The following is a 22,857-nucleotide window of genomic DNA, read 5'->3' as shown; positions in this document are numbered from 1 at the left end:
CGACGAAGGGCCCCGCCGGTCTCCCGGCGGGGCCCTTCGTCACTCAGACCGTGCTCAGCTGTAGTTGCCGGGCTCGTAGCCGTCGCTCGAGAACGAGTCGAAGTCGACGAACGAGAGGTCCGCGTCGCTGAACGCGGCGTCGTCGGCGAAGATGCGGTTGGGGTACCGCTCGGCCTTCGCCTCCTCCGTCGCCTCGACCGACACGTTCCGGTAGCGGGGCAGACCCGTTCCGGCCGGGATCAGCTTTCCGATGATCACGTTCTCCTTGAGGCCCATCAGCGGGTCGCGCTTGCCCTCCATGGCCGCCTGCGTCAGGACGCGGGTGGTCTCCTGGAAGGACGCGGCCGACAGCCACGACTCGGTCGCGAGCGAGGCCTTGGTGATGCCCATGACCTCCTGGCGAGCGGACGCGGTCCGCTTGCCCTCGGTCAGAGCCGCACGGTTGACCTCGCTGTAGCGCGAGCGGTCGACGAGCTCACCCGGCAGCAGGTCGGTGTCGCCGTGGTCGACGACGGTGACCTTGCGGAGCATCTGCCGGACGATGACCTCGATGTGCTTGTCGTGGATCGGGACGCCCTGCGAGCGGTAGACGCCCTGGACACCGCCGACGAGGTGCTTCTGGACCTCGCGGACGCCCAGCACGCGCAGGACCTCCTTGGGGTCGACCGTTCCCACGTGCAGCTGCTGACCGAGCACGACCGACTGGCCGTCCTCGACGAGGAGCTGCGAGCGCTTGAGCACCGGGTAGATGACCGCCTCGTCGCCGTTGTCCGGCTGGAGGATGACCCGGCGGGCCCGGTCGGTGTCCTCGATCGTGATGCGACCGGCGGCCTCCGCGATCGGCGACGCACCCTTGGGGGTGCGGGCCTCGAAGAGCTCCTGCACGCGGGGCAGACCCTGCGTGATGTCGTCGGCCGAGGCCGATCCACCGGTGTGGAAGGTGCGCATCGTGAGCTGCGTGCCGGGCTCGCCGATCGACTGGGCCGCGATGATGCCGACGGCCTCTCCGATGTCGACGAGCTTGCCGGTGGCGAGCGAGCGGCCGTAGCAGGCCGCGCAGACGCCGACGGCCGACTCGCAGGTCAGGACCGAGCGCACCTTGATGTGACGGACCTCGGCACCGACGAGCTTCTCGATGAGGACGTCGCCGACGTCCTCGCCGGCCTCGGCCACGACCTCGCCGGCCTCGTTCGTCGCCGCGGTGGCGAGCGAGCGGGCGTAGACGGAGTTCTCGACGTTGGAGTCCTGGATCCAGGCGCCGGTGGCGTCCTGGAGCATGATCGGCAGGTCGAGGCCCTTGGTCGTGCCGCAGTCGTCCTCGCGGATGATGACGTCCTGCGAGACGTCGACGAGTCGACGCGTCAGGTAGCCCGAGTCCGCGGTGCGGAGCGCGGTGTCGGCCAGACCCTTGCGGGCACCGTGCGTGGCGATGAAGTACTCGGCGACCGACAGTCCCTCGCGGTACGAGGAGATGATCGGTCGGGCGATGATCTCGCCCTTCGGGTTGTTCACCAGACCGCGCATGCCGGCGATGTTGCGCACCTGCAGCCAGTTTCCACGGGCACCGGAGGTGACCATGCGGTTGATCGTGTTGTCGATCGGGAAGTTCGCGCGCATCGCCTTGGCGACCTCGTCGGTCGCCTCGGTCCAGATCTTCACGAGCTCCTGGCGGCGCTCCGCCTGGGTGGTCAGACCCTTGTCGTACTCGGACTCGACCTTGGCCGCCTTCTTCTCGTAGCCCGCGATGATGACGGGCTTCGAGGGCGGGGTGAGGATGTCCGAGAGGGCGACGGTCACACCGGACCGGGTGGCCCAGTAGAAGCCGGCGTCCTTGATGCGGTCGAGCGAGGCGGCGACCTCCACCTTCGGGTAGCGCTCCGCGAGGTCGTTGACGATCCCGGAGATGGTCGTCTTGTCGGCGACCTGCTCGAAGTAGGGGTAGTCGACCGGCAGAGCCTCGTTGAAGAGGGCGCGGCCGAGCGTCGTGTCGAGGAGGACGGGCGCGGTGACCTTGCCCTTGTCGTCGATCTCGACACCCTCGGGGCTCTGACCCTGAGCGAAGTACACGTCCGACATGCGGATGCGGACCTTCGAGTTCAGGTGCAGCGAGCCCTGGTCCTTCGCGAGGATCGCCTCCGAGACGGAGGAGAACGCGCGGCCCTCACCGGCGCCACCCTCGCGGATGGTCGTCAGGTGGTGCAGGCCGATGATCATGTCCTGCGTGGGCAGGGTGACCGGGCGGCCGTCGGAGGGCTTGAGGATGTTGTTCGAGGCGAGCATCAGGATGCGCGCCTCGGCCTGGGCCTCGACCGACAGGGGCAGGTGGACGGCCATCTGGTCGCCGTCGAAGTCCGCGTTGAACGCGGCGCAGACGAGCGGGTGCAGCTGGATCGCCTTGCCCTCGACCAGCTGGGGCTCGAAGGCCTGGATGCCGAGTCGGTGCAGGGTGGGCGCGCGGTTGAGCAGGACGGGGCGCTCGCGGATGATCTCCTCGAGCACGTCCCAGACCTGCGGACGCGAGCGCTCGACCATGCGCTTGGCGGCCTTGATGTTCTGCGCGTGCGACAGGTCGATCAGGCGCTTGATGACGAACGGCTTGAACAGCTCGAGCGCCATCTGCTTGGGCAGACCGCACTGGTGCAGCTTGAGCTGCGGTCCGACGATGATGACCGAGCGGCCCGAGTAGTCGACGCGCTTGCCCAGCAGGTTCTGGCGGAAGCGACCCTGCTTTCCCTTGAGCATGTCGCTCAGGGACTTCAGGGCGCGGTTGCCGGTGCCCGTGACGGGACGGCCGCGGCGGCCGTTGTCGAAGAGGGCGTCGACCGCCTCCTGGAGCATGCGCTTCTCGTTGTTCACGATGATCTCGGGGGCACCGAGGTCGAGCAGGCGGCGGAGGCGGTTGTTGCGGTTGATGACGCGGCGGTACAGGTCGTTCAGGTCGGAGGTGGCGAAGCGGCCACCGTCGAGCTGGACCATCGGGCGCAGCTCCGGCGGGATGACCGGGACCACGTCGAGGACCATCGCGGCCGGCGAGTTGCCGGTGGCGAGGAACGAGTTGACGACGCGCAGGCGCTTGATGGCGCGGATCTTCTTCTGACCCTTGCCCTCGGCGATCTGCAGGTGCAGCGTCTCGGCCTCGGCCTGGAGGTCGAACTGCTCGAGGCGCTTCTTGATCGCCTCGGCGCCCATGTAGGCCTCGAAGTAGACGCCGTAGCGGTCGACGAGCTCGTTGAAGACGGCGTCCTCGGGCTTGAGGTCGCCGACCTTCAGGGTGCGGAACTGCTCCCACACGCTCTCCAGTCGCGCGATGTCCTCGTCGAAGGACTTGCGGATCTGGCCCATCTCCTTCTCGGCGCCGTCCTTGGTGCGGCGCTTCTGGTCGCTCTTCGCGCCCTCCGCCTCCAGGGCGGCGAGGTCGGTCTCGAGGCGCGCCAGGCGGTCCGCGATGCGGGAGTCGCGCTGGTCCGAGAGGGTCTTGATCTCGAGCCGGAGCTCGTTCTCGAGGCCGGGCATGTCGGCGTGACGGCCGTCGTCGTCCACGTCGATGATCATGTACGCCGCGAAGTAGATGACCTTCTCGAGGTCCTTCGGCGCCATGTCCAGCAGGTATCCGAGGCGCGAGGGAACGCCCTTGAAGTACCAGATGTGGGTGACGGGGGCGGCGAGCTCGATGTGGCCCATCCGCTCGCGGCGGACCGAGGACTTGGTGACCTCGACGCCGCAGCGCTCGCAGACGATGCCCTTGAAGCGGACCCGCTTGTACTTGCCGCAGGAGCACTCCCAGTCGCGCGAGGGTCCGAAGATCTGCTCGCCGAACAGACCGTCCTTCTCGGGCTTGAGGGTGCGGTAGTTGATGGTCTCGGGCTTCTTCACTTCACCGTGCGACCAGCGACGGATGTCATCGGCCGTCGCGAGGCCGATGCGCAGCTCGTCAAAAGTTGTTACGTCGAGCAATGTTTTCTCCTTGTCGGAAAACAGGGTGTCTCGTCAGAGACGGGGAGTCGTCAGATGCTGGCGCGGGATCAGATGTCGTCGACGGAGGACGACTCGAACCGGGAGGAGATGTTGATGCCGAGCTCCTCCGCGGCGCGGTAGACCTCGTCATCCGTGTCGCGCAGGCTGACCGCGGTGCCGTCGGCCGAGAGGACCTCGACGTTCAGGCACAGGGACTGCATCTCCTTGATGAGGACCTTGAAGGACTCCGGGATGCCCGGCTCCTGGATGTTCTCACCCTTGACGATGGCCTCGTACACCTTCACGCGGCCGAGGATGTCGTCCGACTTGATGGTGAGGAGCTCCTGCAGCGCGTAGGCGGCACCGTAGGCCTCGAGGGCCCACACCTCCATCTCGCCGAAGCGCTGGCCGCCGAACTGCGCCTTACCACCGAGCGGCTGCTGGGTGATCATCGAGTACGGGCCCGTCGAGCGCGCGTGGATCTTGTCGTCGACGAGGTGGTGCAGCTTCAGGATGTACATGTAGCCGACCGAGACCGGGTCCGGGAAGGGCTCCCCCGAGCGGCCGTCGAACAGCTGCGTCTTGCCGGACGAGCCGATCAGGCGCTCGCCGTCGCGGGTCGGGGTGGTGGAGTCGAGGAGCCCTGCGAGCTCCTCCTCCGCCGCACCGTCGAACACCGGGGTGGCGACCTTGGTGCCGGGAGCGGCCTCGCGGGCGTGCTCGGGCAGGCGCTTGGCCCACTCGGGCTTGCCCTCGACCTTCCAGCCCTGCTTCGCGATCCAGCCGAGGTGGATCTCGAGGACCTGGCCGAAGTTCATCCGGCCGGGGACGCCGAGCGGGTTGAGCACGATGTCGACCGGGGTGCCGTCGGCGAGGAACGGCATGTCCTCGACCGGCAGGATCTTCGAGATGACGCCCTTGTTGCCGTGGCGGCCGGCGAGCTTGTCGCCCTCGGTGATCTTGCGCTTCTGGGCGATGTAGACGACCACGCGCTGGTTGACGCCCGAGCCGAGCTCGTCGTCGCCGTCCTGCGCGTCGAACACCTTGACGCCGATGATGGTGCCCTGCTCGCCGTGGGGCACCTTCAGCGACGTGTCGCGGACCTCGCGGCTCTTCTCGTTGAAGATCGCGCGGAGCAGGCGCTCCTCGGCCGAGAGCTCGGTCTCGCCCTTGGGCGTGACCTTGCCGACGAGGATGTCGCCGGGGCGGACCTCGGCGCCGATGCGGATGATGCCGCGCTCGTCCAGGTCGGCCAGGAGCTCCGGGCTGACGTTGGGGAGGTCGCGGGTGATCTCCTCCTTGCCGAGCTTGGTGTCGCGGGCGTCGACCTCGTACTCCTCGATGTGGATCGAGGAGAGGACGTCGTCCTTCACCAGGTTCTGGCTGAGGATGATCGCGTCCTCGAAGTTGTGACCCTCCCACGGCATGAACGCGACGAGCAGGTTCTTGCCGAGCGCGAGCTCGCCGTTCTCGGTCGCGGGACCGTCGGCGACGATCTCGCCGACCTCGATGCGCTCACCGGCGGAGACGACCACGCGGTTGTTGTACGAGGTGCCCTGGTTCGAGCGGTCGAACTTGCGCAGGAAGTAGGTCTGCGTGCCGCCCTCGTCCAACTGGACGGTGACGGAGTCGGCGGAGACCTCCTGGACCACGCCGGCCTTGTCGGCCGTGATGACGTCGCCGGCGTCGATGGCCGCGAAGCCCTCCATGCCGGTTCCGACGACGGGCGACTCGCTGCGCAGCAGCGGGACGGCCTGACGCTGCATGTTCGCGCCCATGAGCGCGCGGTTCGCGTCGTCGTGCTCGAGGAACGGGATCAGCGACGTCGCGACCGACACCATCTGGCGCGGGGAGACGTCCATGTAGTGCACGCGCTCGGCGTCGACGAGCTCGACCTCTCCGCCCTTGGGGCGGACCAGGACCTTGCCCTCGGCGAAGCGCATGTCGGAGGTGAGGGGGGCGTTCGCCTGGGCGACCAGGTACTCGTCCTCCTCGGACGCGGTGAGGTAGTCGATCTGCGCGGTGACGACGCCGTCGACGACCTTGCGGTACGGGGTCTCGATGAAGCCGAACGAGTTGATGCGCGCGAAGGACGCGAGCGAGCCGATCAGGCCGATGTTCGGGCCTTCCGGGGTCTCGATCGGGCACATGCGGCCGTAGTGCGACGGGTGGACGTCGCGGACCTCGACGCCGGCGCGCTCACGGGAGAGACCGCCGGGGCCGAGCGCCGACAGGCGGCGCTTGTGGGTCAGACCCGCGAGCGGGTTGTTCTGGTCCATGAACTGCGACAGCTGCGAGGTGCCGAAGAACTCCTTGATCGCGGCCACCACGGGGCGGACGTTGATCAGGGTCTGCGGGGTGATCGCCTCGATGTCCTGCGTGGTCATGCGCTCGCGGACGACGCGCTCCATGCGGGACAGACCGGTGCGGACCTGGTTCTGGATGAGCTCGCCGACCGCGCGGATGCGGCGGTTGCCGAAGTGGTCGATGTCGTCCACGTCGAGGCGGAGGTCGACCGCGGCGCCGTCGCGCACACCGGGCAGGTTGGTGCGGCCGTCGTGCAGCGCGACCAGGTACTTGATGGTCGCGATGATGTCCTCGACCGTGAGCACCGAGTCGGACAGCGCCTTGTCGATGCCGAGCTTGCGGTTGATCTTGTAGCGACCGACCTTGGCGAGGTCGTAGCGCTTGCTGTTGAAGTAGAAGTTGTCCAGCAGCGCGCGGGCGGCCTCGGCGGCGACCTGCTCGCCCGGGCGGAGCTTGCGGTAGATGTCGCGGAGGGCGTCCTCCTTGGTGAGGATGTTGTCCTTCTCGAGGGTCAGCTCGATCGACTCGTAGCCGGCGAACTGCTCGAGGATCTCCTCGCTCGTCAGGCCCAGGGCCTTGAGGAAGACGGTGACCGACTGCTTGCGCTTGCGGTCGATGCGGACGCCGACCTGGTCGCGCTTGTCGATCTCGAACTCGAGCCAGGCACCGCGGCTGGGGATGACGCGGGCGGAGTAGATGTCCTTGTCGGACGTCTTCTCCTGCTGGCGCTCGAAGTACACGCCCGGGCTGCGGACGAGCTGGGACACGACGACACGCTCGGTGCCGTTGATGATGAACGTGCCCTTCTCCGTCATCAGGGGGAAGTCGCCCATGAAGACCGTCTGGGTCTTGATCTCACCCGTGAGGTGGTTCATGAACTCGGCCTCGACGTACAGCGGAGCGGCGTAGGTCTTGCCGCGCTCCTTGCACTCCTCGATCGTGTACTTCTCGGGCTCGAGGTACGGGTTCGTGAAGCTCAGCTGCATCGTCTCGCTGAGGTCCTCGATCGGGGAGATCTCCTCGAAGATCTCGTCGAGTCCGGAGTTGGCGGGGAGATCCTCCCGGCCGACGGCCTTCGCCTCGGCGACGCGGGTCTTCCACGCCTCCGAGCCGACGAGCCAGTCGAAGCTCTCGGTCTGCAGCGCGAGCAGATCCGGAACCGTCAGGGTGTCGCTGATCTTGGCGAACGAGAGACGCGAAGCTCCGCGTCCGTTCTTGGGTGAGGTGGTGGTTGCGTTGGGCGCAGCAGCCAAGGAAGGAACCTCCGTAGACCCTCGCGGGTCTCAATCTGTGGGATGTGTGGAGTGGGCTCCCGCCGGGCGGGCCGACACGTCCTGCTCCCCGTTCCGTGACCGCGGTGACGCGGCCGCAGCGACGAAGCGACCGGTTTGACGCGGCCTTCGGGGCGGGGGCTAGAGTGTGGCATCGGCATCCACCATCTGATGCCGGGTTCCGATGGCTGGTCGACCGCAATATGACGACTCGGCACTCGGGAGCGCAAAGTACAACTATAGATGCACTGCGCCACGCCGCGCAAGTGCAGGTGCTTGCGCCCGGCACGGGCCTCGGGTATACGGCCGGGTCGAGGGTCTCGCCCGCTCCGTCTTCCTCCCCGCCTCTCCTGCTCCTCCTCTCCCGCTCCGCCTCCCCTCCTGCGCGGCACGGCAGACTGGTCGGATGGCCGAACGCACCGGTCGCCGACGCGGCGACGACTCCGAGCACCCCCGCGCCGTGCTCGCCAGCGGATTCCTCGCGCAGATCGAGCCCGACCGGCACTCCTCCGACGCGGCGACCCTCGTCGTCGACGGGACCCCGCAGTCGCACGTCGACCTCGCCGACCCCACGCACCTCTCCTTCGAGTACGTGCGGCGGATCGGCCACGCGATCGACCTGCTCGCGCCCGAGGGCGAGGCCGTGACGGCGCTGCACCTGGGCGCCGGCGCGCTGACCCTCCCCCGCTACGTCGCGGCGACCCGGCCCGGCTCGCGCCAGCAGGTGGTCGAGATCGAGGCGGCGCTCGTCGACCTGGTGCGGGAGGCGCTCCCGCTGCCCCGCGGCGCGCAGATCCGGATCCGCCAGGGTGACGCCCGCGAGGTGCTCGGCAAGCTGCCGCCGGGGCTGCTCGGCACGGTCGACGTCGTGGTGGTCGACATCTTCTCCGGGGCCAGGACACCCGCGCACGTCACGAGCGCCGAGTTCTACCGCGAGATCGCGCCGCTGCTCGCGCCCACCGGCGTCGTGGCGGTCAACGTGGCCGACGGCGGCGCGCTCGCCTTCGCCCGCGCCCAGGCCGCCACGCTCGCGGCGGTCTTCGCGCACACGGCGATCATGACCGACACCCAGATGCTGAAGGCCAAGCGCTTCGGCAACGTGGTGATGCTCGCCTCGCCCTCTCCGCTGCCGGTGGACGGGCTGCCGCGGCGGCTCGCCTCCGATCCCGCGCCCGCGAAGCTGGTGCAGGGGCGCGAGCTGGAGAACTTCCTCGGCGGTGCCTCGGTCGTCACCGACGACACCGCCACGCCCTCGCCGCTGCCGGCCCGCAGCATCTTCCAGGTCCGCCGGGGCTGAGGAGCGGCGCCGGGGCCGAGGAACGTCGCCGGGGCCGACCTCGACCCCGCGCGTCCGGGCCGGGCGGCCCGGCCCGGTTGCCCGTACAGTGGACGGGGGCCAGAGCCCCCTCCGTCCTCTCGCCGCAGCGTGCGCCGATCCGGATCCGCATCCACGAGGAAGAACCGCCCTGAGCATCATCATCCGCCACGACCCCGCGACGCTCCGCGAGGAGATCGACGTCGACGCCGCCCAGGACCGCCTGGAGGAGATCGGCGCGCTGCGCTCCCTCGCCGCGCTCACCGAGAAGGCCGAGCTGCTGCGCCTGCTCGGCCGCCTCGACGAGGCCTGGGACATCGCCACCGAGGCCGTCCGCCGCACCCGCTTCTCCGGCGACCGCGCCGAGCTGCTCACCGCGCGCGTCCGCCGCGCGCGCCTCATGCAGCTGCGCGACCGCTCGGACGAGGCGCTCTCCGAGCTGACGCTCTGCGTCGAGGAGGCGCGCACGCACGAGTGGCACGTCGAGCACTCCTTCGCGCTCAAGCACCGCGGGCTCGCGCTCTTCGAGAGCGGCGAGTACAGCCAGGCCGCGCGCGACTTCGACGCGGCGACCGCGCTCGGCGAGCGCGTCGGCGTGGAGGAGGAGGAGCTCGAGGTCGCGCGCCTCGGCTTCGCCGCCGCCTCCGAGTTCCAGGACGAGTCGACCCGCGGCCCCCGGGCGGACGGCGCCGTGCGCGGCCGCCGCCGCGCCGAGGGCGACGAGGCCTGAGCCCCGGAGCCGATCCGACCGATGGCTGAGCTCGACCAGGTCGCCCGCTGGGCGGACGCGCTGCTGCGCGAGCACCTGGACGCCTCGTGGAGCTTCGCCTTCGATCACGCCCGCACCCGCGGCGGCGCCTGCCACTGGAAGGACCGGCGCATCACCGTCTCGCGGCACCTCGCCGCGCGGTGGAGCGACGAGGAGGTGCACCAGACCCTGCTGCACGAGGTCGCGCACGCGCTCGCCGGCCCGAAGGCCGGGCACGGGCCCGCGTGGCGGCGGATCGCCACCGCGCTCGGCTACACCGGCGACCGCACGCACAGCAATCCGACCGCGGACGAGCTGGCCCCGTGGGTCGGCAGCTGCCCGAGCGGGCACCTCTTCTACCGGCACCGCCGCCCGAGCCGGCCGCTGGCCTGCGGGAGGTGCGCCCGGCGCTTCGAGGCCGCGAACGCGATTGAGTGGCGGCGCCGCGAGGTGCCGGCGCGACCGGCCGCGAGCGAGCGCTCGGCGTGAGCGAGGGCGCACCGCATCGCGTGGTCCGCGGCCGGGTGCCGAGCACCGGGCAGTGGTTGGTCGACGCGGGCGGACTGCGCTGGTGGTTCGACTCCGGCAGCCTCGCGCTCGACTTCGCCTGCACCGGGCCGCTGCGCGGGATCCCCGGCGAGCGCCTCGACTCCGACGAGGCCCTGGCGGCGTGGCTCGCCGAGCGCTTCGACGCCGTCGACGCCACCGCCCGCGACGCGCGGCTCGACGACGCGCTGATGCTGCGCGGCGCGGTCTCGCGGCTGGCGGTCGCCGCCGAGCGGGGTGTCGTGGGCGACCCGGCGGACGTCGACGTCGTCAATCTCTTCGCCGCGATGCCGGACGTCCCGCCGTCGCTCTCCGGCGGCTCGCGCCAGGCCGGCCGCTCGCACGCGGCGGCGCGGCAGGCACTCTCGACCCTCGCCCGCGAGGCGGTGGACCTGCTGGGCGGCGGCACTCCGGGGCGGCTGCGCCGCTGCGACGCGGAGGACTGCCGGATCCTCTACCTCGACACCTCCCGGGCCGGCTCGCGGCGCTGGTGCTCGATGCAGCGCTGCGGCAACCGGGCGAAGGTCCGCGCGCACCGGCGCCGGAGCGCCGAGCGCGCGGACCGCGTCGAGGGCTAGTCGACGACCTTCACGTCCTTCCAGAACGCGAGATAGCCCGAGAAGTCCTTGCCGACGCGGTCGAACGCGGTCGGGTACGGCGTCGGGTAGGACCAGGCGCGGTCCTTGAGCATCCCGTCGTCGGACTTCACGTCGTAGTACTGCGCCTCGCCCTTCCACGGGCAGGTGTACTGGGTGCTGCTCGGCACCAGGTAGTCGTTGTTCACGCTCGTGGGCGGGAAGTACCAGTTGCCCTCGATGGAGATGAGGTCGGAGTCGGGGGCGTCGGCGATGACGACGTCGTTGAGGACGGCTTTCATTCGGGCCAGCTTTCCTGTCGCGGAGACGATCGGCGGAGGCGGTCCTCCGCTCCCGGGGAACGCTACGCCGCTCCGGCCCCGCGGGTCGAGCGCGGCCGCACCCCTTGCGGAGACGCTCAGGCCCGGTCCGTCAGCGCGGGGAGCGCAGGACCGTCACCGTGTCGACGGTGTCCACGCGGGCGGCGGCGGAGATCTCCGCCCCGCGGCCCTGCGCCGTGAGCAGGCGGCCGGTGGCGGAGGCGGTCAGCAGGTGGACGCACGCCCGGCGGAGTCCCTCGTAGGAGGCCGAGGCCACGGCCGCGTCGGGCGAGACGTGGTCGATGCCGAGCCCGATCAGGGCGTCGATCAGCGCGCCCGCGGCCAGCTGGTCCTCCACGGCGAAGCGCGGCTCGCCCGCCGCGTCGACCTCGCCGACGGCGACGACGTTGACGCTGGTCCGCCCGCCGTTCTCGTGCTGGCGCTCGAGGATCCAGCGGGCGACGGCGGTGCGGTCGGCCAGACCGGCGCGGACGACGTGGCCGTCGATCGCGTCGGGGTCGACGGCGTCGTCCGCTCCTCCCGGGAGCGCGTCGACCAGCACGGTGATGTGCGCGGGGGCGAGGGCGCGGAGACCGCGGGCGCCCCAGTCGAAGCGGATCTGGTACGACCCCTGGTCGAAGGCGGTGGCCGGGGCGGCGGCGGTGCGGTCGGAGTCGGGGAGCGCGGCGTTCACTCCTCCACGGTACCGACCGCTCCGCCGCCGCCTACACGCCCGCGGCCCGGCGCGCACCCGGTTCCCGCCCGGAAGAACCCGGAGGAGGATGGACTCCGTGAAGGTGATGCTCAAGCACGTGCTCGACACCGACCCCGACTCCGCCTGGCGCGCCCTGCAGAGTCCGGCCGTGTTCCGCGAGGTGATGTCCCCGTTCCTGACCGCGGCGTCCCTGGACGAGGGCGGCTTCCGGCCGACCTGGGGCCTCGGGCCGCACGACGTCGCGATGGACGCGCTCGGGATCGTGCCGATGGGCGCGCAGGAGATCGACCTCTCCTACCGCCGCGTCCCGTCGATGCCCGACGTCCGGATCCTCCGCGACAACGGCGCTCCGCTCTCCGGCGCGCTGCGGCTGATCACCGCGTGGGACCACCGGATGGCCGTCGCGCCGCTCCCGGACGGGCGCACGCTCTTCCGCGACCGGCTGGAGTTCAGCGCCGGACTCGCCTCGCCGGCGCTCTGGCCGTCGATGTGGGCGTTCTGGCAGTGGCGCGGGATCCGCATCCGCGCGCTGGCCCCGACCTGGCGTCACGACGTCGGCGCCGATACCCGCCCCCGAGGGGAGGACGCACCGTGAGCCCCGACGGATCGGCCGAGGAGGCCGTCGAGCTGTCCCGCGCGGACCTGCTGCGCTTCCGCTGGCCCGCCGGCGAGGACGACGGCAGCGAGGAAGAGGGCGCCGTGTCGCCGCGGCGCCGGCTCGCCTCCGCCATCGAGGTCGCCGACTGGCGCCGCCACGTCCAGGCGATGTACGCCGAGGTCCGCAGGCTCTCGAACGTCGACCTGCTCGCCGCGCACGCGTCGTGGATCCGGGCGCGCAACGCGCTGTTCGACCGACACCCCGCCACTCCGCTGCTGCCCGCCGACCGGGCGCACTTCCGCTCGCTGCCGATCGCACCGTACGACGCGGCCTGGCGGTTCGAGCTCGAGGTCGCGCCGGCCGAGGAGGCACGGCGCATGGACGTGGAGACCGGGACGGACGGCGTCGTGCCGTTCGAGCTGGTCGGGACCGTCGAGGTCCCCTCCGCAGGGACCCTGGACGTCTGGAAGCTCGGCTCCTACGGCGGCGGGCTCTTCGTGCCCGTCAAGGACGCGCTGGCCGGAACACCGGGCGGCACCTACGGGGGCGGCCGCTACCTGCTCGACACCGTGAAGGGCGCCGACCTCGGCACCGGAGCGACGCCGTCGACGCTCGTGCTCGACTTCAACTTCGCCTACAACCCCTCCTGCGCGTACGACCCGGCCTGGGCCTGCCCGCTCGCGCAGGCCGGCAACACGCTGCCGGTCGAGGTGCCGGTGGGCGAGCGCTACAAGGGCTGACGCGGCGGCGACATGCTGATCGAGCAGCCCTCGCAGAGGGCGTATCGAGATCCCGCCCGCCGATGCTGACCGTTCTCGGAGGCTCCGCCGATAGCCTCCGGGCGGCGCGCCCCCGCGCCGGAAAGCAGGAATCAGCATGCCCCGACCCGTCCTCCTCGTCACCGGAACCTCGACCGGCATCGGCCGCGCGACAGCGATCGAGGCCGCCCGCTCGGGCTGGCAGGTGGTCGCGACGGTCCGCGACGTGGAGCACGCCGACGGACTGCGCGAGGCGATCGGCGGGGCCGGGGTGGAGCTCGACGTGCAGCGGCTCGACGTCACCGACGCCGACTCCGTCACCGCGTGCCTCGAGCGGATCCAGTCCGTGCACGGCGGACTCGACGTCCTGGTGAACAACGCCGGCGCGGGCCACGTCGGCATCACCGAGCTCGAGGACCCGGCCGAGCTGCGCCGTGTGATGGAGGTCAACTTCTTCGGCACCGTCGCCGTGACCCGTGCCGCGCTGCCGCTGCTGCGCTCCTCGCGCGGGCGGATCGTGACCGTGTCGAGCGTCGGCGGCGCCGTCGGCCAGCCCTTCAACGAGGACTACTGCGCCGCGAAGTTCGCGATCGAGGGCTTCTTCGAGGCGCTCGCGCCCGTCGCCGCGGCCGTCGGCGTGCACGTCTCGCTGATCGAGCCGGGCGCGGTCCGCAGCAGCTTCGTCGAGAACGTCGGCATCGACTCCTCCGCTCTGATGGCCGAGGCCGGCCCGTACGCCGGCGCGCTCGGCGCCTACCTCGACCGCACGGCCTCCGCCTTCTCCTCCAGCCATGCCCAGGAGCCGGCGGAGGTCGCCGCCGTGATCCTGCAGACCCTGCGCGACCCGGAGCCGCCCTTCCGGGTGCAGACCTCGGACTGGGCGCGGGACTTCGTCGGCCTGAAGCTGGCCGACCTCGACGGCTCCCGCGTGCAGTCGACCATGCGGGGATGGATCGGCACCCACTAGGGTGGGAGGGTGCGAGCGCGACGACTGCGCTCCCCCGCGTCGTAGAACGCCCATTTTCCGTTGCGGATCCCTCTGGATCCCGACCATCTGGCGCACGTGCATGAGGCCCCCGGCCGCGCGCACCGCTTCGTACGGCGAACGGATGTGACCACCGTCACCTTCGCCCGAACAGCCGATCACCCGCGCCCGGCCACCGCCTGCGCTGTCAGATCGGCATGATGCCCCGAAAGGCACCATCCATGTCGACCATCCCCACCTTCGCCGCACTCGGCGTCCCCGCACCCCTCGTCACCGCCCTGACCGCGAACGGCATCACCGAGCCCTTCCCGATCCAGGTGGACACGCTCCCCGACACCCTGAACGGCCGCGACGTGCTCGGCCGCGGCAAGACCGGCTCGGGCAAGACCCTCGCCTTCGCCATCCCCATGGTCGCCCGCCTCGGCGGCGCCCTCGCCGGCGGACGCCGCCGCCCGGGCCGCCCGCTCGGCCTGATCCTCGCGCCGACCCGCGAGCTCGCCACGCAGATCACCGCGGCCATGCAGCCCCTCGCCGACGCCTACGGCATCGTCACCACCACGATCTTCGGCGGCGTCTCGCAGCAGCGCCAGGTCGCCGCGCTCAAGCAGGGCGTCGACATCGTCGTGGCGTGCCCCGGCCGCCTCGAGGACCTGATGAAGCAGGGCTTCGTCAACCTCGACGCCGTCGAGATCACCGTGCTCGACGAGGCCGACCACATGGCCGACCTGGGCTTCCTGCCCGTCGTCACGCGCATCCTCGACAAGACCCCCCGCGGCGGACAGCGCCTGCTGTTCTCGGCCACGCTCGACAACGGCGTGGACAAGCTGGTCAAGAAGTACCTGCAGAACGAGGTGCTGCACTCGGTCGACGAGGCGAACTCGCCCGTCGCGCTGATGACCCACCACGTCTTCGAGGTCGACGGCCTCGACGCCAAGAACGCCCTCGTGAAGACCCTCGCGTCCGGCACCGGCCGCCGCATCCTCTTCATGCGCACCAAGCACCACGCGAAGAAGCTCGCCAAGCAGCTCACCGGCCAGGGCATCCCCGCCGTCGACCTGCACGGCAACCTCTCGCAGGTCGCCCGCGACCGCAACCTCGCCGCCTTCGGCGCAGGCACCGTCAAGGTGCTCGTCGCCACCGACGTCGCCGCCCGCGGTGTGCACGTCGACGACGTCGAGCTGGTCATCCACGTCGACCCGCCCATGGAGCACAAGGCGTACCTGCACCGCTCGGGCCGCACCGCCCGCGCCGGCAGCGAGGGCGACGTCGTCACCGTCGTGCTGCCCAGCCAGCGCGGCGACGTGAAGACCCTCCTGCGCAAGGCCGCCATCCAGGTCACCCCGCAGCTCGTCACCGCCGACTCGGCCGCCGTGTCGAAGCTCGTCGGCGACGTCGCGGCGTACGTCACCCCGACCGCCGTCGTCGAGCCCGTCCGCGGCCAGTCGCAGGGCGGCCGCTCGCAGGGCGCCAACGCGCAGCGCAAGCGCGCCGCGCGCACCGACGGCGGCACCGCGCCCCGCGGCGGACGCGGCGAGCGCTCGGCGGCTCCCGCCGGCGCCGGCTCCGACCGTCCCCGCCGCGGCACCGGCGGGAGCTCCGACGGCGCCGCTCGCGGCGGACAGCGCGGCGGCCGCGGCCGCTCCGCCGCCGCAGCGACCACCTCGGGCGGCTCGCGCTCGTACTACAGCACCGGCTCGGGCTCCGGCAGCTCCGCCCCGGCCGGCGCCGAGCGCCGCCCTGCGCGACGCGCTCAAGGCTGATTCGCGCGCCGCGCAGCGGCGCGCCGCAGTCGGCAGGGCGGGTGGTTGCGTTCCTTAGAGCGTCTCGCCACCGGCTACGGCGATTCGCTTGGCACGCGAATCGCCGCTCCGCCTTGCGAGGGGCGGCTGGTCCGGGGGCGCAGCGTCTGACGACGTGCGCGTGCCGCGACGACTGCACGAAGAGACATGAAGAAGGCCGGGAGTCCTTCCGCGACACAGTCGCGGGTCGGAGTCCCGGCCTTCGTCGTCTCTCAGTCGTCAGCGGTGTGCACAACTAAGGCTGAACCGCCCGTTCCGCACGAAAAAGGACGTGAGAACGCTCTTCAGCCTTCGTTGTGTACGGGTCGCCCGCTTGAGGCGCACCTCTCGACGGGATGCTCGCGCGCAAGCGCGGCCCACCCGCACCGAGACCTCTGAGACCAGAGGACCGCGGACGATGCCTGCCAGGTCACGGCGGGTCTCCTAGGAAAGTTCACCAAGTCCGTATGGGAAAGCCATGCTGATCGAGTAGCCCGCGGAGCGGGCGTATCGAGATCCACCATCGCTAAAAGACGAGTCTGCAGACCCGCCCATGCTGGCGACGGCGGGTCTCGATACGCCCCTGCAGGGCTACTCGACCACCATGACGCGGCGCCGCCGTGTCCTTTTCCTCACCACCGAGACGCGAAGCGGCTTCGCCGCTCGAGACGCGCTCCGCGCTACTCGGCCAGCATGTCGCGCGCCGCCCCGCGCCGCACCGGACGACTCAATGGAGGCGGCTGCCTCGTGCCAGCGAATGCGAAGCCCCTCGCCCCTAGTCTCGGCGCGAGAGCGCGCTTCGAGCCGTAAGAGGAATTCGCGTGCCAGCGAATTCCGCCAGGCGGACGTCGGACGCTCTACGGGGCCCGACCACCTGCAAGAGCCGACCGCGGCGCGCCGCCCCGCGGCGCGCGAGGAGGCACGCTGCGCGCTACCGGAGCTTCCCCACCGATGCGAGTGCGGCGCGCAGCAACGCGCCGCGCCCGCCCTCCATCTCGGCGGAGACGGCGTCGGAGCAGGCCTCGTCGGGGGTCATCCAGGTCAGTTCGAGGGCGTCCTGGCGGGGGTCGCAGGTGCCGGTGACGGGGACGACGTAGGCGAGCGAGACGGCGTGCTGCCGGTCGTCGGTGAAGGGGCCCATGCCGGGCATGGGGAAGTACTCGGCGACGTGGAAGGGCAGGGGGCTTGCCGGCAGCAGCGGGAACGCCATCGGGCCGAGGTCCTTCTCGAGGTGGCGGAAGAGCGCGTCGCGGAGGGTCTCGCCGTACATCACCCGGCCGGAGACGATGGTGCGCGTGATCTGCCCCGAGGCGGTCGCCCGCAGGAGCACCCCGACCTCGGTCACCTGGCCGAGTCCGTCGACGCGGACGGGCACCGCCTCGACGTACAGCAGCGGGAGCCGACGGCGGATCTCGGCGAGTTCATCGTCGGACAGCCACCCGGAGTTGGGATCAGGGGTACGCACGCTCATAGGGCCATTCTTACCCGACGTTCATGTCAGTCCGGTTTCGGCTCGCATCCGGCGGGCTCGGCGATGATGGTCCGATGGCTATCGACGCGAACGCAGTGCTGTGGTCCTCCTCCGCGAAGGACCGGGCCGGGCGGCCCCTCCTGGTGCTCCTGCACGGCTACGGCTCGCACGAGGGCGACCTGTTCTCGCTCGGCGCCTACCTGCCGCTGGAGCCGGTGCTCGCCTCGCTCCGGGCGCCACTGGCCCTGGACGGCGGCGCCAACGCCTGGTGGCCGCTGCGGGTGCCGCTGGATCCGGATCAGCCCCGGACCGACCCGGTCGCGGTCGAGGAGGCCGCACAGGGCGTCCTCGACTGGCTCGACGCGCTCGAGCACGACGGTCCTGTCGGCCTGCTCGGCTTCTCGCAGGGCGCGGCACTGGCCGTGCAGCTGCTGCGGCGAGCCCCCGGGCGGTTCGCGTTCGCGGTGGCCCTCTCGGGCTTCGTGGTGCCGCTGGCGGAGGGCGACGCGGCCGACGAGGTCCTCGCCGAGGAGCGTCCGCCGGTGTTCTGGGGGCGCGGCACGCTCGACGCCGTGATCCCGCCGGAGCTGGTCGCGGCGGCGGCGGAGTGGTTCCCGGCTCACACCGCGCTCGACGCGAGGGTCTACGAGGGCGTGGCCCACGGCGTGAGCCAGGCCGAGCTCGCCGACATCGGCACCTTCGTGCGGCTGGGCTTCGCCTGACTCCGGTGCCGCCCGACGAGGTCCCGCCGCGGCGACCGCTCGTCAAGGGCTCGCCCGCGGGGCCCGCGCACGGCAATGTCGGTGGTGGCAGGGAGGATTCACGCATGCCGCACGTCCTCGATCGCTTCAGCCCCGCCACGCGGGCCTGGTTCGAGGGCGCCTTCCCCGCGCCGACGGCCGCCCAGGAGGGCGCATGGGCGGCGATCTCGAGCGGCGCGCACGCCCTCGTGGTCGCTCCGACCGGCTCGGGCAAGACGCTCTCGGCGTTCCTGTGGGCGATCGACCGGCTCGTCCAGGGCCCGCCGCCGGAGGACCCGCAGCACCGCACCCGCGTGCTCTACGTCTCGCCGCTGAAGGCGCTCGGCGTCGATGTCGAGCGCAACCTCCGCTCGCCGCTGGTCGGCGTCACGCAGACCGCGCTCCGGCTGAGCGCCGAGGGCATCGGCAGCGCGCCGTCGACGGTCACGGTCGGCGTCCGCTCCGGAGACACCCCCGCGGCCGAGCGCCGGGTGCTGCAGAAGACGCCGCCGGACATCCTGATCACCACCCCCGAGTCGCTCTACCTGATGCTCACCTCGGCCGCGCGGGAGTCGCTGCGCGGGGTCGAGACGGTCATCGTCGACGAGGTGCACGCGGTCGCCTCCACCAAGCGCGGCGCGCACCTCGCGGTCTCGCTCGAGCGGCTGGACGCGCTGCTGCCCCAGCCCGTGCAGCGCATCGGGCTCTCGGCCACGGTCCGTCCGCGCGAGGAGGTCGCGCGCTTCCTGGCCGGCCGCTCCCCCGTCACGATCGTCGCCCCGGTCTCCGAGAAGCAGTGGGACCTCAGCGTCGTCGTCCCCGTCGAGGACATGTCCGAGCTCGGCTCCACCGCCTCGCAGGACGGCTCCACCATGGGCGCCACCGGTCCGCAGAGCGGCTCGATCTGGCCGCACGTGGAGGAGTCGATCGTCGACCGCGTGCTCGCGCACACCTCGTCGATCGTCTTCGCGAACTCGCGGCGGCTGGCCGAGCGGCTGACGGCCCGGCTCAACGAGATCTACGCGGAGCGGCGCGAGGCCGAGGCCGAGCGCGCCCGCGAGGCCGGCGAGCCGGTCGCGGTCGGGGCGCTGCTCGGTGAGGCGGTCGGCGCCTCCGCCCGCCGGAGCCCCGCCGCGACGATGGGCGCCGCCGGAGCGACCAGCGGTACCGGTCAGGCCGCTCCCGAGGACGAGCCGCTCCTCGCCCGCGCGCACCACGGCTCGGTCAGCAAAGAGCAGCGGGCGATCATCGAGGACGACCTCAAGTCGGGCCGGCTGCGCTGCGTGGTCGCCACCTCGAGCCTCGAGCTCGGCATCGACATGGGCGCCGTCGACCTCGTCGTGCAGGTCGAGACCCCGCCGTCGGTGGCGAGTGCGCTCCAGCGCGTCGGCCGGGCGGGGCACCAGGTGGGCGAGGTCTCGCGAGGCTCGTTCTACCCCAAGCACCGGGCCGACCTGCTGCACTCCGCCGTCACCACCGAGCGGATGCGCGCCGGCCTGATCGAGGCGATCATGGTCCCGGCCAACCCGCTCGACATCCTCGCGCAGCAGACGGTCGCCGCCACGGCACTGGAATCGCTCGACGTCGACGAGTGGTTCGACACCGTCCGCCGCAGCGCCCCCTTCGTCGCCCTGCCGCGCTCGGCCTACGAGGCGACGCTCGACCTGCTCTCCGGCCGCTATCCCTCCGACCAGTTCGCGGAGCTGCGGCCCCGCGTCGTCTGGGACCGCGACGAGAACACCCTCACCGGCCGGCCCGGAGCGCAGCGCCTCGCGGTGACCAGCGGCGGGACGATCCCCGACCGCGGGCTGTTCGGCGTGTTCATGGTCGGCGAGCCCGGCTCGACCGGCAACCGGGTCGGCGAGCTCGACGAGGAGATGGTCTACGAGTCGCGCGTCGGCGACGTCTTCGCGCTCGGCGCGACCAGCTGGCGGATCCAGGAGATCACCTACGACCGCGTCATCGTCACGCCCGCCTTCGGCGAGCCGGGACGCCTGCCGTTCTGGAAGGGCGACTCGCAGGGCCGGCCGGCCGAGCTCGGCGAGGCGATCGGCGCCTTCACCCGCGAGATCGGCGGCGCCGCGGTCGAGACCGCCCGCGAGCGCTGCACCGCCGCGGGCCTGGACGAGTACGCGACCAACAACCTGCTGTCCTTCCTCGACGAGCAGCGGCTGGCCACCGGCCGCATCCCGGACGACCGCACGCTCGTGCTCGAGCGCTTCCGCGACGAGCTGGGCGACTGGCGTCTGGTGCTGCACTCGCCCTACGGGATGCAGGTGCACTCCCCCTGGGCCCTCGCCATCGGCGCGCGGGTCCGCGAGCGGCACGGGGTCGACGGCGCCGCGATGGCGGGCGACGACGGCATCGTCGTCCGGATCCCCGACACCGAGTCCGAGCCGCCCGGTGCCGAGCTCTTCCTCTTCGACCGCGACGAGCTCGAGCAGCTGGTGACCAGCGAGGTCGGCGGCTCCGCGCTCTTCGCCGCCCGGTTCCGCGAGTGCGCGGCGCGGGCGCTGCTGCTGCCCCGCTACAACCCGGGCAAGCGCTCGCCGCTCTGGCAGCAGCGCCAGCGCGCTGCCCAGCTGCTCGACGTGGCCCGCACCTACCCGACCTTCCCGATCATCCTCGAGACGGTGCGCGAGTGCCTCCAGGACGTCTACGACCTGCCCGCGCTGCTGCGCCTCGCCGCGCGGCTCGACGGCCGGGAGCTGCAGATCCTCGAGGTCGAGACGCCGACGGCCAGCCCGTTCGCCCGCTCGATGCTGTTCGGCTACGTCGCCGCCTTCATGTACGAGGGCGACAGCCCGCTCGCCGAGCGCCGCGCCGCCGCGCTCTCGGTCGACGCGACGCTCCTCGGCGAGCTGCTGGGCCGCGCCGAGCTGCGCGAGCTGCTCGACCCGCTCGTCCTGGCGCAGATCGAGCGCGAGCTGCAGCGGGTCGAGCCGGAGCGGCGCCTGCGCGGCCTCGAGGGAGCGGCGGACCTGCTCCGCCTGCTCGGCCCGCTGACGATCGACGAGCTCGGCGAGCGGCTGGTCGACGAGTCGGTGACGTCGGCCGACGTCGCGAAGGCCGCGCCGATCGCGCGCGGGACGCTCGAGGCGATCGTCGCCGAGCTGGTCCGCGCCAAGCGCGTCCTGCCGGTCGGTCTCGCGGGCGAGCAGCGCTACGCCGCGATGGAGGACGCCTCGCGCCTGCGCGACGCCCTCGGCGTGCCGCTGCCCATCGGCGTCCCCGTCGCCTTCATCGACCCGGTGCGCGACCCGCTCGGCGACCTCGTCGCCCGCTACGCCCGCACCCACGGCCCGTTCACCGCCGTCGCGGTCGCCGAGCGGCTCGGCCTCGGCGTCGCGGTCGTCAACGACACCCTTCGCCGGCTCTCCGGCGAGCGGCGCGTCTCCGAGGGCGAGTTCCGCCCGAACGGCACCGGCTCGGAGTGGTGCGACTCCGAGGTGCTGCGCCGCCTGCGCAGCCGCTCGCTCGCCGCGCTGCGCAAGGAGGTCGAGCCGGTCGACGCCGCCGCCTACGGCCGCTTCCTGCCGGCCTGGCAGCACCTCGGCGGCTCGCTGCGCGGCATCGACGGCGTCGCCTCCGTCATCGACCAGCTCGCGGGCGCGCCCATCCCCGCCTCGGCCTGGGAGTCGCTGATCCTCCCCGCGCGGGTGCGCGACTACTCGCCCGCCATGCTCGACGAGCTGACCGCGACCGGCGAGGTCCTCTGGGCCGGCGCCGGCACCCTCCCCGGCAACGACGGCTGGGTGAGCCTACACCTCGCCGACACCGCCGGGCTCACGCTGCCCGTCCCCGCGGCCGAGGCGGTGCCGCTCGGCGAGCTGCAGCAGGAGATCGTCGGCGTGCTCGGCTCCGGCGGCGGCTACTTCTTCCGCCAGCTCTCCGACGCGGTCGGCTCCACCGACGACAAGACGCTGGTCGAGGCGCTGTGGGAGCTGGTCTGGGCGGGCCTGCTCACGAACGACACGCTCGCTCCGCTGCGCACCCTCGTCGGCTCGACCGGGGGCGCGCACCGGCAGCCGCGTGCCCCCGCCCGCGCCAGGGCGCCACGCGGCCGGATGACCGCCAGGCCCACCATGGCGACCCGCGTCGGCCCGCCCACCGCGGGCGGCCGCTGGTCGATCGTGCCGCTGGCGGAGTCGGACGCGACGATCCGCGGGCACGCGCTCGGCGAGACGCTGCTCGAGCGCTACGGCATCGTCACCCGCGGCTCCGTCCAGGCCGAGGGGGTGCTCGGCGGCTTCGCGCTCGCCTACAAGGTGCTCAGCGGCTTCGAGCAGCAGGGCCGCGCCCGCCGCGGCTACTTCATCGAGAAGCTCGGCGCCGCGCAGTTCGGCACCGCGGGCAGCGTCGATCGGCTCCGCACCTTCGCGCCGCAGGACGAGGCCCAGCAGCGCGCGCGACCGGTCTTCGCGCTGGCCGCGACCGACCCGGCGAACCCCTTCGGCGCGGCACTGCCGTGGCCGCAGGGCGAGGGCCACCGGCCCGGTCGCAAGGCGGGCGCTCTGGTCGCCGTCGTCGACGGCGAGCTCGCCGTCTACCTCGAGCGCGGCGGCAAGACGGCGCTGACCTTCTCGGCCGACGAGACCGTCCTGGCGGACGCGGCCGGAGCGCTCGCGCAGCTGGTCCGCTCCCGTGGGGTCGAGAAGCTCACCGTCGAGAAGATCGACGGCGTCTTCGCCCTGGGCACGCCCTTCGGCGACGCCCTGACCGCCGCCGGGTTCGTCGCGAACCCGCGCGGCCTGAGGCTGCGCGCGTGAGCGCCGG

15 protein-coding genes are annotated in these 22,857 nt (G+C 72.0%); 10 read left to right on the top strand and 5 right to left on the bottom strand.

From position 1 onward, the window contains the following. Positions 1-54: 54 nt before the first annotated feature. Both MT351_RS14990 and rpoB read right to left on the bottom strand, forming a co-directional pair. Positions 55-3,954 carry a DNA-directed RNA polymerase subunit beta' gene (locus tag MT351_RS14990; protein ID WP_132436048.1) on the bottom strand — a complete coding sequence of 1,300 codons (3,900 nt, stop codon included), beginning with the start codon at positions 3,952-3,954 and terminating at the stop codon, positions 55-57. Positions 3,955-4,022: 68 nt separating this feature from the next. Then, the gene (gene rpoB, locus MT351_RS14985) at positions 4,023-7,514 is read right to left on the bottom strand and encodes a DNA-directed RNA polymerase subunit beta (RefSeq protein ID WP_123702077.1); all 3,492 of its coding nucleotides are present in this window, start codon (positions 7,512-7,514) and stop codon (positions 4,023-4,025) included. Between the two features lie 424 nt (positions 7,515-7,938). On the opposite strand from rpoB, the gene MT351_RS14980 reads away from it, so the two are divergent. The 4 genes from MT351_RS14980 (at position 7,939) to MT351_RS14965 (ending at position 10,719) form a co-directional block, all read left to right on the top strand. Continuing rightward, complete coding sequence (locus tag MT351_RS14980; RefSeq protein WP_123733504.1) at positions 7,939-8,829, top strand: spermidine synthase; 891 nt, start codon at positions 7,939-7,941, stop codon at positions 8,827-8,829. 88 nt (positions 8,830-8,917) lie between these two features. Then, positions 8,918-9,577 (top strand): hypothetical protein, encoded by a 660-nt coding sequence (locus tag MT351_RS14975; protein ID WP_185019941.1) that lies wholly within the window; start codon positions 8,918-8,920, stop codon positions 9,575-9,577. A 21-nt stretch (positions 9,578-9,598) separates the two neighbouring features. After that, positions 9,599-10,084: a SprT-like domain-containing protein gene (locus MT351_RS14970; protein WP_123735016.1), complete on the top strand. Its 486-nt coding sequence runs from the start codon at positions 9,599-9,601 to the stop codon at positions 10,082-10,084. After that, positions 10,081-10,719, top strand: coding sequence for a CGNR zinc finger domain-containing protein (locus tag MT351_RS14965; RefSeq protein ID WP_243582558.1), 639 nt, complete (start codon positions 10,081-10,083; stop codon positions 10,717-10,719). Before MT351_RS14970 ends, MT351_RS14965 begins: the two co-directional genes overlap by 4 nt. Here the strand turns inward: MT351_RS14965 and MT351_RS14960 are convergent. Both MT351_RS14960 and MT351_RS14955 read right to left on the bottom strand, forming a co-directional pair. Beyond that, positions 10,716-11,018: a DUF427 domain-containing protein gene (locus tag MT351_RS14960; protein WP_123445021.1), complete on the bottom strand. Its 303-nt coding sequence runs from the start codon at positions 11,016-11,018 to the stop codon at positions 10,716-10,718. The genes MT351_RS14965 and MT351_RS14960 overlap by 4 nt on opposite strands. Before the next feature lie 130 nt (positions 11,019-11,148). Next, positions 11,149-11,730 (bottom strand): 2-phosphosulfolactate phosphatase, encoded by a 582-nt coding sequence (locus MT351_RS14955; RefSeq protein WP_132436049.1) that lies wholly within the window; start codon positions 11,728-11,730, stop codon positions 11,149-11,151. Between the two features lie 88 nt (positions 11,731-11,818). Between MT351_RS14955 and MT351_RS14950 the strand changes: the two genes are divergently transcribed. The 4 genes from MT351_RS14950 (at position 11,819) to MT351_RS14935 (ending at position 15,852) form a co-directional block, all read left to right on the top strand. Next, positions 11,819-12,346, top strand: coding sequence for a hypothetical protein (locus MT351_RS14950; protein WP_217274397.1), 528 nt, complete (start codon positions 11,819-11,821; stop codon positions 12,344-12,346). 170 nt (positions 12,347-12,516) lie between these two features. Further along, a complete protein-coding gene (locus tag MT351_RS14945; protein ID WP_123445360.1) occupies positions 12,517-13,089 on the top strand; it encodes a DUF1684 domain-containing protein in 573 nt (190 codons plus the stop codon). A 136-nt stretch (positions 13,090-13,225) separates the two neighbouring features. Next, complete coding sequence (locus tag MT351_RS14940) at positions 13,226-14,074, top strand: SDR family oxidoreductase (RefSeq protein WP_132436050.1); 849 nt, start codon at positions 13,226-13,228, stop codon at positions 14,072-14,074. A 239-nt stretch (positions 14,075-14,313) separates the two neighbouring features. Further along, positions 14,314-15,852, top strand: coding sequence for a DEAD/DEAH box helicase (locus MT351_RS14935; RefSeq protein WP_132436051.1), 1,539 nt, complete (start codon positions 14,314-14,316; stop codon positions 15,850-15,852). Between the two features lie 949 nt (positions 15,853-16,801). On the opposite strand, the gene MT351_RS14930 is transcribed toward MT351_RS14935, so the two are convergent. Continuing rightward, positions 16,802-17,341: an NUDIX hydrolase family protein gene (locus MT351_RS14930; RefSeq protein ID WP_123445016.1), complete on the bottom strand. Its 540-nt coding sequence runs from the start codon at positions 17,339-17,341 to the stop codon at positions 16,802-16,804. A 74-nt stretch (positions 17,342-17,415) separates the two neighbouring features. Between MT351_RS14930 and MT351_RS14925 the strand changes: the two genes are divergently transcribed. Beyond that, a complete protein-coding gene (locus MT351_RS14925; protein ID WP_132436052.1) occupies positions 17,416-18,063 on the top strand; it encodes an alpha/beta hydrolase in 648 nt (215 codons plus the stop codon). A 104-nt stretch (positions 18,064-18,167) separates the two neighbouring features. Next, entirely contained in the window at positions 18,168-22,850 is a 4,683-nt protein-coding gene (locus MT351_RS14920; protein WP_132436053.1) for an ATP-dependent helicase, read from the top strand. Positions 22,851-22,857: the final 7 nt, after the last annotated feature.

Origin of the sequence: Rathayibacter sp. VKM Ac-2926 (genome assembly GCF_022815565.1) — a bacterium.
Classification (GTDB): Bacteria; Actinomycetota; Actinomycetes; order Actinomycetales; family Microbacteriaceae; genus Rathayibacter; species Rathayibacter festucae.
This window is presented reverse-complemented; position numbering and strand designations above follow the sequence as displayed.

Coding starts and splice junctions, on each gene's coding strand:
- MT351_RS14980 (WP_123733504.1), top strand. CDS start 7,939: ATGGCCGAACGCACCGGTCGCCGACGCGGCGACGACTCCGAGCACCCC.
- MT351_RS14970 (WP_123735016.1), top strand. CDS start 9,599: ATGGCTGAGCTCGACCAGGTCGCCCGCTGGGCGGACGCGCTGCTGCGC.
- MT351_RS14960 (WP_123445021.1), bottom strand. CDS start 11,018: ATGAAAGCCGTCCTCAACGACGTCGTCATCGCCGACGCCCCCGACTCC.
- MT351_RS14950 (WP_217274397.1), top strand. CDS start 11,819: ATGGACTCCGTGAAGGTGATGCTCAAGCACGTGCTCGACACCGACCCC.
- MT351_RS14945 (WP_123445360.1), top strand. CDS start 12,517: ATGTACGCCGAGGTCCGCAGGCTCTCGAACGTCGACCTGCTCGCCGCG.
- MT351_RS14940 (WP_132436050.1), top strand. CDS start 13,226: ATGCCCCGACCCGTCCTCCTCGTCACCGGAACCTCGACCGGCATCGGC.
- MT351_RS14935 (WP_132436051.1), top strand. CDS start 14,314: ATGTCGACCATCCCCACCTTCGCCGCACTCGGCGTCCCCGCACCCCTC.
- MT351_RS14930 (WP_123445016.1), bottom strand. CDS start 17,341: ATGAGCGTGCGTACCCCTGATCCCAACTCCGGGTGGCTGTCCGACGAT.
- MT351_RS14925 (WP_132436052.1), top strand. CDS start 17,416: ATGGCTATCGACGCGAACGCAGTGCTGTGGTCCTCCTCCGCGAAGGAC.
- MT351_RS14920 (WP_132436053.1), top strand. CDS start 18,168: ATGCCGCACGTCCTCGATCGCTTCAGCCCCGCCACGCGGGCCTGGTTC.